General features: G+C 74.6%; 10 protein-coding genes and 1 pseudogene. 5 read left to right on the top strand and 6 right to left on the bottom strand.

Annotated elements, in window-relative coordinates; genetic code table 11:
- Positions 1-79: 79 nt before the first annotated feature.
- The 4 genes from ACFYU9_RS03855 to ACFYU9_RS03840 all read right to left on the bottom strand — a co-directional run bounded on the left by ACFYU9_RS03855 (position 80) and on the right by ACFYU9_RS03840 (position 5,303).
- Positions 80-1,957 (bottom strand): CocE/NonD family hydrolase, encoded by a 1,878-nt coding sequence (locus ACFYU9_RS03855; protein WP_389342072.1) that lies wholly within the window; start codon positions 1,955-1,957, stop codon positions 80-82.
- A 199-nt stretch (positions 1,958-2,156) separates the two neighbouring features.
- Positions 2,157-3,302 carry a PP2C family protein-serine/threonine phosphatase gene (locus tag ACFYU9_RS03850; RefSeq protein WP_389342069.1) on the bottom strand — a complete coding sequence of 382 codons (1,146 nt, stop codon included), beginning with the start codon at positions 3,300-3,302 and terminating at the stop codon, positions 2,157-2,159.
- A gap of 1 nt (position 3,303) precedes the next feature.
- On the bottom strand, positions 3,304-4,701 hold the full coding sequence (locus ACFYU9_RS03845) for an MFS transporter (protein ID WP_389342066.1): 1,398 nt from the start codon (positions 4,699-4,701) through the stop codon (positions 3,304-3,306).
- The gene (locus ACFYU9_RS03840; protein ID WP_389342063.1) at positions 4,698-5,303 is read right to left on the bottom strand and encodes a TetR/AcrR family transcriptional regulator; all 606 of its coding nucleotides are present in this window, start codon (positions 5,301-5,303) and stop codon (positions 4,698-4,700) included. The genes ACFYU9_RS03845 and ACFYU9_RS03840 overlap by 4 nt, the downstream gene beginning before the upstream one ends.
- A 326-nt stretch (positions 5,304-5,629) precedes the next feature.
- Between ACFYU9_RS03840 and ACFYU9_RS03835 the strand changes: the two genes are divergently transcribed.
- The 3 genes from ACFYU9_RS03835 (at position 5,630) to ACFYU9_RS03825 (ending at position 8,607) form a co-directional block, all read left to right on the top strand.
- On the top strand, positions 5,630-6,217 hold the full coding sequence (locus ACFYU9_RS03835; RefSeq protein WP_389342060.1) for a TMEM165/GDT1 family protein: 588 nt from the start codon (positions 5,630-5,632) through the stop codon (positions 6,215-6,217).
- A 124-nt stretch (positions 6,218-6,341) separates the two neighbouring features.
- Positions 6,342-6,971: a TetR/AcrR family transcriptional regulator gene (locus ACFYU9_RS03830; RefSeq protein WP_389218222.1), complete on the top strand. Its 630-nt coding sequence runs from the start codon at positions 6,342-6,344 to the stop codon at positions 6,969-6,971.
- Entirely contained in the window at positions 6,955-8,607 is a 1,653-nt protein-coding gene (locus ACFYU9_RS03825) for an acyl-CoA dehydrogenase family protein (RefSeq protein WP_389342057.1), read from the top strand. Before ACFYU9_RS03830 ends, ACFYU9_RS03825 begins: the two co-directional genes overlap by 17 nt.
- Positions 8,608-8,628: 21 nt before the next feature.
- On the opposite strand, the gene ACFYU9_RS03820 is transcribed toward ACFYU9_RS03825, so the two are convergent.
- Positions 8,629-10,065, bottom strand: a complete 1,437-nt coding sequence (locus tag ACFYU9_RS03820; protein ID WP_389342054.1) for an MFS transporter — start codon at positions 10,063-10,065, stop codon at positions 8,629-8,631.
- Positions 10,062-10,424 (bottom strand): MarR family winged helix-turn-helix transcriptional regulator, encoded by a 363-nt coding sequence (locus ACFYU9_RS03815; RefSeq protein ID WP_389218268.1) that lies wholly within the window; start codon positions 10,422-10,424, stop codon positions 10,062-10,064. The genes ACFYU9_RS03820 and ACFYU9_RS03815 overlap by 4 nt, the downstream gene beginning before the upstream one ends.
- 306 nt (positions 10,425-10,730) lie before the next feature.
- Between ACFYU9_RS03815 and ACFYU9_RS03810 the strand changes: the two are divergent.
- Positions 10,731-10,991 (top strand): annotated as a pseudogene (locus ACFYU9_RS03810) (polyprenyl synthetase); the annotation flags it as partial.
- A 58-nt stretch (positions 10,992-11,049) separates the two neighbouring features.
- Positions 11,050-12,096, top strand: coding sequence for a polyprenyl synthetase family protein (locus tag ACFYU9_RS03805; RefSeq protein ID WP_389342051.1), 1,047 nt, complete (start codon positions 11,050-11,052; stop codon positions 12,094-12,096).
- The last annotated feature ends 38 nt before the right edge of the window (positions 12,097-12,134 follow it).

Below are 12,134 nucleotides of genomic sequence, written 5' to 3'. Positions count from 1 at the left end.
GCGCCGCGTTCACCGCGCCCGGATCGTCCGGCCCGGACGGCCCGACGGCCCGGACGGCCCGACGGCCCGGACGGCCCGGTCAACCGAGCGGCAGTTCGAGCACCGCGGGCGCGCCCGCGCGCGCCGAGACGACGGTCTGCGTCCAGACGACCGACAGGTCCCCGTACAGCGGGTCCTTGCTGTCGATCACCAGCATCAGCCGGTGCCCTTCGGGGATGTCGTACGCGGCGGCCTGCAGCTCCCAGGAGACCGCGCGGTCCTCACCCGGCGTCAGGCCGTCGACGTTCAGCGGCTCGTGGGTGATGATCCGGGCCGTGTCGTCCTCGGCGACGTCGAAGAGATGGGCGACGAGGGTCGCCGAGCCGGCCGCGGAGCGGACGCTGAGGGCGAGTCTCGGGATGCCGCGCACCCGGCGGGCGGCGGTGCTCCCGGCCGGACCGGTGAGCGGCCCGGTCGTCCAGACCAGGGCGTGGGTGCGGTCGATCTTCTGCGTGTCGTAGATCCTGGGATTCCCGGCCCACTCCTCCCGGCCGGTCTCCAGCATTCCCGCCATGGCGGTGGCCTCGGTGTCGACGCCCGCGACGAAGGGCCGTTCCCAGTGCTCCGCGGCGGCGTCCGGGGCCGCGGGGACGAGGCCGCCGTCGGCCCCGCCCGCGCCGCCGCCGGTCAGGACGAGCCGTTCGAATCCGGTGGTGACCTCGGCCCAGTCCCGGCGGTTCTCGCGCAGGGCCGGCTCGACGATCTCGTACTCGCCGGTCGGCCGCCCGGTCTCGGGGTCGCGCAACGGCACCGTGCGGTACGTGAACATGACCTGGCTGCTGACCGCGGCCCAGTCCTCGACCCCGTTCCGGTCGCCCTTGAGGTGGTGGTCGAGCCAGGCGTAGGCCTCCTGCACCGGGATGTTGACGTCACCGGGCCTCACGGGCGGGGCGATCAGTCCGCGGCCCTCGGGGACGGCGTGGTCGCCGATCCACATGTTGAGCCGCTTGGGCACGGTCAGCGCGTTGAAGGTGTCCAGCGTCTGGTTGGCCGCGAAGAGGCTCTCGTGCCAGGTGTTCGAGAAGAAGGTCGGCGTGCCCTTCTCGTTGGTCAGCTCGACGTACGACCGGGGCGCGCGCAGGGTGCCCCAGTCGACCACGGCCGCCATGTTCGCGCCGGCCCGGAAGTGGGCGAGGATCTCCCGGGTCTCCTCGTCGAACCTCTCCTCGGCCGAGGTGCCGCCGGTGAGTCTCAGGAGCGCCGTGACGGCTTCGACGTGGCGGACCCCGTTCGCGTACAGACTGGTGGCGAGGTCGCCCCAGGTGGAGAGGGCCGCGACGGCCTGGACCCGGTCGTCGTGGGCGGCGACGAGCTGGCTGATGCCGGAGCCGTACGACGTGCCCAGGAAGCCGATGACGCCGGGTCCGAACGCGTCGACGGCGTAGTCGATGACGGCGGAGCCGTCCGCCCAGTCCTTCGGCCCGGCGACGTCGATGTGGCCGGGCGAGGTGGAGGGCAGGCCTCTGAGGCCGAGGCCGCGGGGTGTGTAGGCGACGACGTGGTAACCCCTGGCGGCCAGGGTGAGGTAGGCGTACATGAAGAGCGCCCAGCCCAGTGGCTGCCAGCCGGCCGGCACGACGACCAGCGGGTGCGGTCCGGGGCCGAGCTGGCGGAGGGTGAAGGCGGAGAGCCGGACGTCCTCGTCGTCGGTCTCGATGCGCGGGAAGCCGGGCACCGCGATCGCGCGCACCTGGGCGACGAGCTCGGCGAGTTCGACGGGCAGCAGCGCCGCCCGTGACTCGTCCTCCAGAGCGGCGGCCAGCGTCTGGCCGAGCCGGACGGCGTCGGGGTCGAGCGTGCCGCCGGGCGCCCACATCCCGTGCGCGGCGACCCGGGCGACATCGCTTTCGGTGACGGCTTCGCTGACGAGCGAGCCGAAGGAGGTGAAGGAGCTGAAGGTGGTGGCGTCCTCGGGCACGTGCACCCGTTCCTCTCGTCCGGACCGGCGGATCCCGTGCGCCGCCCGGCCGGTAACGGGAAGGTGACGCACGGTCAGCAAGGTTGTCCCATGGGGGACAGAGCCACCAGAGAGCGCAGGAAGGGCGCAGGGAACACCGGATCGGGGCAACAGCGACACCGATTGCCCGGTTTCATACGTTTGGAACGGGCCGGGCCCGTTACGGCAGGGCCGCGGGTGCGGCCGCCCCGGTCACGGCGGCCGGTTCCGGCGGGCGCACGACCAGGAGCGCGGCGACGTCGTCGTCGATCCCGCCGGCACCGTACGCGGTGAGGTCGCGGTGGAGCAGCGGGAGCACCCGGTCGCCCGGCTCGTCGGTCCAGCGGCCCAGCCGCTCCTCCAGGGGGTAGAAGTCCCCGGCCCGGTCGCGGGTCTCGCTCACTCCGTCGGTGTAGAGCAGCAGCCGGTCGCCTGGGCCGAACGGCACCTCCTCGACGTGGTGCCGGGAGGCGCACAGCCCGGCGAGGTTGAGCGGCAGCGACGGGTCGGTGAGCGGGACGGGCCGGACGTGGCCGTCGTGCTGGAGCAGCGGGGCGGGGTGGCCGCAGCTGAGGAGTCGGGCGACGTCCCCGTCGTCGGGGAGTTCGAGGAGCAGGACGGTGGCGAAGCGTTCGGCGGCGTCGGAGTCGGGATCCCAGGCGCCGTAGCGGGCCAGGCCCTCCTCCAGGCGGTCGGCGAGGGAGGGGAGGTCGGGCGCGTCGGTGACGGCCGCGCGGTAGGCGCCGAGGAGCACGGAGGCCGTCTCGACGGCGCCCAGGCCCTTGCCCTGGACGTCGCCGAGCATGACGCGGACGCCGCCGGGCACCCGGACCGCCTCGTAGAAGTCGCCGCCGATGCTCGCCTTGGCCGCGGCGGCGACGTACAGCAGGTGCAGTTCCACTCCGCCGAGCCGGGGCGCGAGCGGGCGCAGCACCACCCGCTGGACGACCTCGGCGACGGCCATCACGTCGCGCAGGTCGCGCTCGTAGTGGGTGCGGGCCTGGCTGACCCAGACGGCGGCGACGGTGACGGCGGCCAGGACGAGTTCGGCGCTGATGGTGTCGGCGGCCGTGTCGTCCTGCGCGATGGCGAGGAAGAGGCGCAGCACCATCGAGAGGAGGCCGATGGCGAGGGTGCCGCGCACGCTCCAGGTGATGGCGGCGAGGGCCGGGCCGACGACGAGGAGCCGGTCGAAGTGCTGCCCCTGCGAGGAGATGAGGTCGGCCACCACCACGAGGGCGAGGGCCAGGAAGGGCAGCGCGAGACCGAGGGTGAACTGGGTGCGCGTCCCCGTCGGGGAGGGGACACGGTGACCACCTGAGGGCATTTCATGATCGTACGTTCGGAGGCGGGGCAGAAGCGGACGTTACGCCCCCGCTGGCGTGTCCGGCCCCGGCGCCGCGCCCCGGCAGTCCGAGGCAGGCGGGGACGGCGAGCGCGGCGACGGCGGCGAGCACGGGAAGCGCCGGGGACGCGGCGCCGGAACCGAGCAGGAGGCTCGCGAGGGCGACGCCGACGACGGGCCCGGTGTTCATGGCGGTCTGCTGGAGTCCGCCCGCGACCCCGGCGTGCCGCTCTTCCGCGCGGTGCACGACGACGGACGTCGCCGTCACCATCACCGCCCCGAAGCCCGCCCCGATCATCCCGGCGCACAGGCCGGTCGCGAGCGCGGAGCCGGTGCCGGCGGCCCGTCCGAGCAGGCCGATCCCGGCCGCGCAGAGCACGGCTCCCGCGCTCGCGACGCGGCGCGGGCCGTACCGCGCCTTCAGTACCGCGCTCACCGGCGCGCCCGCCACGATGAGCAGCGCCAGCGGCACCATCCGCACGGCGGTCGGCATCGGCCCCAGCCCCAGCGCGTCCTGGAAGAGGTACGTCGCCGTGAACAGCGTCCCGGACAGCGCCGCCGACACCGCGAGCAGCGCTCCGAGCCCCGCCGCGACGGGCCCGGGCCGCAGCATGGAAGGCGGCACCAGCGGGTGCGGGGCGCGCGCCTCGTGCCGTACGAAGGCGAACGCGGCCACGGCCGAGACGGCGAGCGCGAGCGCGGTGCCGGCGAGGGCCGCCGGGCCGAAGCCGTGCGCGAGCCCCTGGACGAGGCAGGCGAGGGCGAGGCCGAGCAGGCCCGCGCCGGGCAGGTCGAGGGCGGCGGCTTGCCCGCCGGCCCGGCGCGGCTCGGGCACGGCCAGGCTGAGCAGGGCGATCGCCAGCGTGGGCGGTACGCCGAGGAGGAAGACCGCGCGCCAGCCGTACGCGTCGACGAGCGCGCCCCCGATCAGCGGGCCGGTCGCGGCGGCGAGACCGATGGCGCTGGTGCGCAGGGCGACGGGCATGCCGAGGCGGTCGGGCGAAAAGGCGGCGCGGAGCATGCCGAGGGTGGCGGGCTGGAGCAGGGCGCCGAAGACGCCCTGGAGCGCGCGCAGGGCGATGACGGCGCCGATGCCGGGCGCGAGGGCGAGGCCGGCGGAGGTGGCGGCGAAGCCGAGGCAGCCGGCGGCGAAGAGGCGGCGGTGGCCGTACCGGTCGCCGAGGCGGCCGGCGAAGACGAGCAGCGCGGCGACGGCGACGAGGTAGGCGGTGCTGGTCCACTGCACCTGGGCGGTGTCCGCGCCGAGGTCGTGCTGGAGGACGGGCTGGGCGATGGTGAGGACGGTGCCGTCCAGGGCGACGACGGCGGCGCCGACGACGCTGCAGGCGAGGGCGGCCCGGCGGTGGCCGCGGCCGCTCATCGGCCGTCCCGGGCGGGTCCGAGGTGGGCGTCGAGCACGGCGGCGAGCAGCGGTGCGACGTCGTCGGCGCCGGTCGCGAGGCGGAGGCTGCCCCAGCGGGACAGCTGGGCGATGCCGTGGAGGTTGGCCCACAGTGCGCCGGCGGCGGTGGCGGGGTCGGCGGTGCCGTCCGGGCGGGCCCGGACGAGGAGCTCGGCGAAGTGGGCGAAGAGCGGCAGGCTCGTGTCGCGCAGGCCGAGCCGGCCGCTTTCCAGGAGGTCGTGGCGGAACATCAGCTCGTACATCCCGCCGCGCGTGGCCGCGAAGTCGAGGTAGACCCGGGCGAGGGCCTCGACGCGGGCCCGGGGCTCCGTCTCCGGCACCCCGGCGACCCGTGCGCCGAGCTCCCGGAAGCCCTCGCGGGCGATGGCGGAGAGCAGGTCGAGGTGGGTCGGGAAGTGTCGGCGGGGCGCGCCGTGGGAGACGCCGGCGCGGCGGGCGATCTCGCGGAGGGAGAGGGCCTGGGCGCCTTCGGTGTCGACGAGCTCGACGCCGGCGCGCACCAGCCGGTCACGAAGCCCGGCGGCTTCGCCCTCGGTTTCAGGGGCGGTGTCTTCGGTCATGGGATCTGTCTACCCGATCTTGGTAGACACTGTCTACGATTTTCGTAGACAGTGTCTATGGAGTCCGGTGGCGCCCTCCGGTACACTGGTCGGCAGCGAAGGGGAGTAGCCCTGCGAACCGGTCGTCGACACACTGGAGCCCCCGGGTTCCCGGTGACCGGGTCCGAGCGTCATGTGAGAGCGCGGGCGGGCGAGACCTTCGGCCAGGCAGTGCGCCGCGTCCGCGACCGTGTGGGCGTGGTCCGTCATGCCGGGCCGAGTGGTCCTCCCGTCGCCCATCGAGGCGCGTGCCGGACCCGGGCCCGGTCCGAGCAGAGAGCCCCGGTATGCACCTCGACCCCTTGGCGATCATCACCGCCTTCGGGCTGATCTTCCTCGCCGAGCTTCCCGACAAGACGATGTTCGCGTCCCTCGCCATGGGCACGCGTATGCATCCGCTGTACGTGTGGTTCGGCACCTCGACCGCGTTCATCGCGCACGTGGCCATCGCCGTCGGCGCCGGCAGCCTGCTCGGTCTCCTCCCCGGCTGGAGCGTCAAGCTCGCCTCGGCCGCGATGTTCGCGTTCGGCGCGTTCATGCTGCTGCGCGGCGGGGGCGACGACGAGAACGGCGAGGACGAGGGCGGCAGGACCGTGACCGGCTTCTGGCCCGTCTACTCCACCGCCTTCATGGCCGTCTTCATCAGCGAGTGGGGCGACCTCACCCAGATCACCACCGCCAACCTGGCCGCCACCAACGGCACCTGGTCGACGGCGATCGGCTCCGCCGCCGCCCTGATGACCGTCTCGGCGCTGGCGCTCGTCGCCGGCCGCTTCATCGCCAAGCGCGTCCCGCTGAAGACGGTGCAGCGCATCGGCGGTGTGTTCATGGCCGGACTGGCCATCTGGTCGGTCGTGGAGATCTTCCGCGGCTGACCCCTGCTCCTCCCGCCTCCACCGATGCCCGCGTGCCCCGCACGCGGGCATCGGCGCGTTCCTGCCCCCTCGCCCGGCCGTGCGATCCCTTGCTGAAGCAGTGAATCACTGCTTCACTCCTTGCATGGTCTACCGACGCACGCCCGCCGTCCAGGCCCGGCTCGACGACCGGCGCACCGCGATCGTCGAGGCCGGTCTCGGACTGCTCGCCGAGCACGGCTACGCGGGCTGCACGATGGCCGCCGTCGCCGCGCGGGCGGGCATCGCCACGGGAAGCGTGTACCGCCACTTCCCCAGCAAGGCCGAGCTGTCCGTCGAACTGTTCCGCACCGTCGTCGGACGCGAGGTCGCCGCCGTCTCCGAGGCCGCCGCGCTGCCGTCGCACCGGACCGCCGCCGACCGGGTCGTCGCGGTCATCGAGACCTTCGCGACCCGGGCCCTGAAGGCGCCGCGGCTCGCGTACGCGCTGCTCGCCGAGCCGGTCGACCCGGCCGTCGACGCCGAGCGGCTCGTCTTCCGGCGCGCGTTCCGCGACGTCTTCGCCGAACGGATCGCCGCGGGCGTACGGGACGGCGAACTGCCGCCCCAGGACGCCTCCCTCACCGCCGCCGCACTGGTCGGCGCGGGCGCGGAGGCGCTGACCGGCCCGCTGTCCGGCACCTGGACGGCCGGGGCCCCGAGCCCCGGCACCGTTCCCGCCCTGGTCACCTTCACCCTGCGAGCCCTGGGAGTCACCGATGCCGACCACGCATGAGGTCACCAACCAAGTTCCGCCGCTCACCGGTTACGACGTCTCGGCCGACCCGGCCCTCCTGGAGTCGCTGCACCGCGAGGGCGCGGGCTGGGCGGAGGACGAGGTGCGCGAGCTCGGCGTGCGGGCCGGCGGGGCGCAGGCCCAGGAGTGGGGCCGGCTCGCCGAGCGCCACTCCCCCGTCCTGCACACCCACGACCGCTACGGCCACCGGATCGACGAGGTCGAGTTCCACCCGTACTGGCACGAGCTGATGACCGTCGCCGTGGAGCACGGGCTGCACGGCGCGCCCTGGGCCGACGCCCGGCCCGGCGCCCATGTGGCGCGCGCGGCGAAGGTGTTCGTGTGGGGGCAGGCCGACGCAGGGCACCTGTGCCCGGTCTCGATGACCTACGCGGCGGTGCCCGCGCTGCGCGCCGACCCGGAGCTGGCCTCGGTGTACGAGCCGCTCCTGACCTCCCCGTACTACGACTTCGGGCTCAGGGTCCCCACCGGCAAGCGCGGCATCATCGCCGGGATGTCGATGACCGAGAAGCAGGGCGGCTCGGACGTCCGCGCCAACACCACCCGCGCGGTGCCGGCCGGCGAGCCGGGCATGTACGCGCTGACCGGGCACAAGTGGTTCACGTCCGCGCCGATGTCGGACGTCTTCCTGACGCTCGCCCAGGCACCGGGAGGGCTCTCCTGCTTCCTGGTGCCGCGGGTGCTGCCGGACGGCTCGCGCAACCCGGTCCGCTTCCAGCGCCTCAAGGACAAGCTGGGCAACCGCTCCAACGCCTCCAGCGAGATCGAGTACGAGGGCGCGCTCGGCCGGCTCGTCGGCGAGGAGGGCCGCGGGGTGGCCACCATCATCCGGATGGTGAACATGACCCGGCTCGACTGCGCCATCAGCTCCGCCTCCGGCATGCGCCTCGGCCTGGTCCAGGCCGTGCACCACGCCACCCACCGCAGCGCGTTCGGCGCCCGGCTCGTCGAGCAGCCGCTGATGACCAACGTGCTCGCGGACCTCGCCGTCGAGGCGGAGGCGGCGACGATCGCCGCACTGCGCCTCGCGGGCGCCGTGGACCGGGCGACCGCCGGCGACGCCGAGGAGGACCAGCTGCGCCGCCTGGGCCTCGCCGTCACCAAGTACTGGGTGTGCAAGCGGGCCCCCGCGCACGCGGCCGAGGCCCTGGAGTGCCTCGGCGGCAACGGCTACGTCGAGGACTCGGGCCTGCCCCGGCTCTACCGCGAGTCCCCGCTCCCCTCCATCTGGGAGGGCTCGGGCAACGTGGCCGCCCTCGACGTGCTGCGCGCCATGGCGAAGCAGCCCGCCGCCGTGGAGGCCTTCTTCGCCGAGGTCGACCGCGCCGCCGGCGCCGACCGCCGCCTCGACGCGGCCGTCGCCCGCCTCCGCAAGGACCTCGCCGGTCTCGCCGACCCGGCCGCCCTCCAGTACCGCGCCCGCCGCCTGGTCGAACGCCTCGCCCTCGTCCTCCAGGGCTCCCTCCTCGTCCGCCACGGCCACCCCGCCGTCGCCGACGCCTTCTGCGCCTCCCGCCTCGACGGCGACTGGGGCATCGCCTTCGGCACCCTGCCGCCCGGCGTGGACACGGCCGCGATCATCGAGCGGGGGGCGCCGGGCTTCCCGGCGGCGTAGGGGGCGTCCGGCGGATCGGGCTCACGGGTTGGTCCCGGACGGGCGCCGGCGGGCGAGAGCGAGGCTGGTCAGCGTCGTGATCGCCATGGCGCCGATGCCGACCAGCGCCGCGGTGGTGTAGGCGCTGTCGTCGGGGAAGAGGCGTCCTGGGCCGGTGCCCGCGGCGAGGATCAGGCCGCCGGCGGCGCTGCCCAGGGAGTACCCGACACTGCGGACGACGTAGTTGAAGCTCATGGCGCTCGACGTCTCGCTCGTGGGGGTGACGGCCAGGATGACGCCGGGCATCGCGGCCGAGAAGCCGCCGACGCCGAAGCCGAGCACGCCCATCGCCGCGAACAGTTCGGCCAGGTCCGACCGGGCCGCCGCGAACAGGGCGAAGCCGCCGCCGACCACGACGGCGCTGCCGGCCAGGAGCAGGGGGTCGGCGATCCGCGTCCGGACCCGCGGCGTGAGCTTGCCGGCGACGAACCCCAGCACCGAGAACGGGATGAGGACCAGCCCGGCGACGAAGGTCGTCAGCCCGAAGCCGTAGCCGGCGCCGTGCGGCGTCTGCGCGTACCGGGTGATGAGCGTGAGCAGGAGGTACATGCCGATCCCGCCGGCGAACATGGCGAGGTTCGCCCCGGCGACCGCCGGGTGCCGCACCGCCCGCACATCGACCAGGGGCGTCGTGCCGCGCAGCTCGATGACGGCCCAGACGCAGAGCAGCACCACCGCGACGACGGCGAGGCCCGCCGCCACGGCGAGGTGACGGCTCCACAGAGTCCGTTCGCCGGCGAGGAACAGCACCAGGAGCAGCGCGGCGGCCAGGACGACCGCGCCTGCCACGTCCACGTGGGCGGAGCGGCCTTCGGGGGCTTCGGGCATGGAGCGCCACGCGGTCAGGAGGGCGGCGGCGGTGACGACCAGGCCGAGGCCGTAGGCGGCCCGTACCCCGCCGAGCTCGGCGAGCAGTGCGGCCAGCGGGTAGCCGGCGCCGGCCCCGATGATCGAGACCACCGAGATCAGGGCGATCACGGCCGCACTGCGCTCCTCGGGGAGGTGGTCCCGGGCCACGCCCATCATCAGCGCCGTGAGCCCGAGCCCCACGCCTTGTGCGGCCCTGCCGGCCAGCAGCCACGCGAACGGCAGCGGCAGCACGGTGAGCGCGCTGCCGGCGACGACGACCGCCAGCGTGGCGAGGATCGTGGCCCGCCGGTGCGGGCCGGCTCCGAGCCGGCCGAGGACGGGCGTGGCGACGGCGCCGCTGAGCAGCGCGACGGTCAGTGTCCACTGCGCGCTGTCGAGCGAGACGTGGAACGTGGTCGCCACGCTGGTGATGAGCGGCGCCCCGAGGCTGCCGACCGCCGCCACCACCAGAGCGACGAATATCAGGGCGGGGACCAGTAGCCGCGCCTCGGAACGCACCGCCGGGAGCGTCTTCGCCGCGGCCCCGCCGCCGACCGGCCGCCCGGTCACTGCTCGGGCCCTTCGCGGCCTGGGCTTTCGAGCTCTGCCAGGTGCTTGAGCGCCGGGAGGGCCGCCACCAGCGCCTCGACCTCGTCGCCGGTGAGCTCGCCGATCAACCGCTCGAACGCGTGGACGCCCGCCTGGCGCCGCGTCCGGACGTAGGAGGCGCCGGCCTCGGTCAGGCACACCAGCGTGACCCGCTTGTCGGACGCGTCGCCCCGCCGCTCGACCAGGCCGGACTCCTCCATCACCCGGACCAGGGTGGTCATCGCGGGCTGGGTGACGCCCTCGACCGCCGCCAGATCGGTGATGCGCCGAGGGCCGGTCCGGTCCAGGGTGGCCAGGGTGGCGGCGGACGTCAGGCTCATGTCCCGGGGCAGGCGTCTCGCGGCCCTGGTGGCCAGGCCGTAGAGGGCTGCCCCGATGGCGGCGGACGCGCCGGCAGTGGTGTCGTGACGACTCATGCGCCGAAGCATAGCGCTTTTATATTCATCATTTATGGAAATGGTCACGCACGGGCACGCAGTCCGTGGCCATCTCACCGGAACGCTCACCTCGGAGTGAATCTCCACCGATGATCACCTCTTCGTGTGACGTCCGCTCCCCGACACCCGGCCGCCCCTGCCAAGCTGCCCCGGACCACGGAGAAACGGAACGCCCGGAAGGGGAACGGCGTGACACGGGAGGGCAGGGACGACCAGGCGGTACTGCTGGTCGCGGGGCTCGCGGACCTGGCGGTGAGCACGCTGGGCACGGCGCTCGGGACGGTGCGGGGGCTGTTACGGCGCTCGGACACCGCACAGCTGGTGGACGACGCCGAGCGGGAGCTGACGGCGCGCGGGCGGCTCGCCCTCGACCGGTACGCGACGGTGCCGCCGGCCCATCTGGAGGTGCTGGCCCAGCACGTCCTGGCCGGGCGGGCCGCGGAATCCGGGCACACGGAACCGGACCCGCGGGCCGGGCAGGACATCCCTGTCGCACACCCTCGCGACGATGGCTGAGGCGGCCTGGAACCCGGCCGCCTTCCGGGCCCGGGTGGACGAGGTGCTGCGCCGGTTCGTCGCCGAGGAGGCCGACAGCCTGACGGCCGTCGACGCGTCGCTCGGACCGGTGGCCGAGGAGCTGGAGGCGGCCGTCGCCTCCGGCAAGCGGCTGCGGGCGGCGTTCTGTTACTGGGGCTGGCGGGGCGGTGGGCAGCCGGACAGCGACGCGCTGGTGCGGGCCGCGGCCTCGATGGAGCTGGTGCACGCGGCGGCCGTCGTGCACGACGACCTGATCGACGGCAGTCCGCTGCGGCACGGCCGGCCGACCGCGCACCGGGCGCTGCGGGCCGCCGTACCGCACCATCCGCGGCCCGCCGCGGCCGCCCGGTCGCTCGCGATGCTGGTCGGGGACCTGCTGATGTCGCTGGCCGGGCAGTTGTTCGTGACGAGCGGGCTGCCGGCCGCCTATCTCAACCGGGCGCGTCCGCTGTGGGCGGCCCTGGCCCGCGAGCTGATCGCCGGTGAGTGCCTGGAGATCCTGCACACCGGCGCGGCCCCGGACACGGCGGCCTCGCTGAAGGTGATCCGCTACAAGACCGCCAAGTACACCGTCGAACAGCCGCTGCTGATCGGCGGCGCCCTGGCGGGGGCCGCGCCCCGGCTCGGCGAGGGCTACTCGGCGTACGGGCTGCCGCTGGGCGAGGCGTTCCAGCTGCGGGACGACCTGCTCGGGCTGTTCGGCGACCCGGTCCGCACCGGCAAGGCCGACTCCGACGACCTGCGCGGACGCCGGCCCACGGCCCTGCTCGCGGAGACCTGGCGGCTCGCGAACGCCGCCCAGCGCACCCGCCTGGACGCCCTTCTGGAACGGGACGACGCCGACCCGGAGGACGTACGCGCCCTGATGCGCGGCCTGAAGGCGCCCGAGCGGGTCGAGCACATGATCGCGGCCCGGGTCGATGAGGCCCTGCGCGCGCTCGACGAGCTCGACGCGCCGCCGGCCACGATCGACGCCCTCGCTTCGCTGGCGCACTCGGCGTCGGCCCGGCAGTCCTGACACCCCCGGTGCCGGCCCCCCCGGGTCCTGACACCTCC

The sequence above is a fragment of the Streptomyces sp. NPDC004327 genome (assembly GCF_042873935.1).
In the GTDB taxonomy this organism is placed as follows: Bacteria; Actinomycetota; Actinomycetes; order Streptomycetales; family Streptomycetaceae; genus Streptomyces.
Note: the sequence above shows the minus strand (reverse complement) of the source record. Positions and strands in the feature narration are given on the sequence as shown.

Excerpts from the sequence above, each read along its gene's own strand:
- ACFYU9_RS03850 (WP_389342069.1), bottom strand. The coding sequence starts at position 3,302 with ATGCCCTCAGGTGGTCACCGTGTCCCCTCCCCGACGGGGACGCGCACC.
- ACFYU9_RS03845 (WP_389342066.1), bottom strand. The coding sequence starts at position 4,701 with ATGAGCGGCCGCGGCCACCGCCGGGCCGCCCTCGCCTGCAGCGTCGTC.
- ACFYU9_RS03840 (WP_389342063.1), bottom strand. The coding sequence starts at position 5,303 with ATGACCGAAGACACCGCCCCTGAAACCGAGGGCGAAGCCGCCGGGCTT.
- ACFYU9_RS03835 (WP_389342060.1), top strand. The coding sequence starts at position 5,630 with ATGCACCTCGACCCCTTGGCGATCATCACCGCCTTCGGGCTGATCTTC.
- ACFYU9_RS03830 (WP_389218222.1), top strand. The coding sequence starts at position 6,342 with ATGGTCTACCGACGCACGCCCGCCGTCCAGGCCCGGCTCGACGACCGG.
- ACFYU9_RS03825 (WP_389342057.1), top strand. The coding sequence starts at position 6,955 with ATGCCGACCACGCATGAGGTCACCAACCAAGTTCCGCCGCTCACCGGT.
- ACFYU9_RS03815 (WP_389218268.1), bottom strand. The coding sequence starts at position 10,424 with ATGAGCCTGACGTCCGCCGCCACCCTGGCCACCCTGGACCGGACCGGC.
- ACFYU9_RS03805 (WP_389342051.1), top strand. The coding sequence starts at position 11,050 with ATGGCTGAGGCGGCCTGGAACCCGGCCGCCTTCCGGGCCCGGGTGGAC.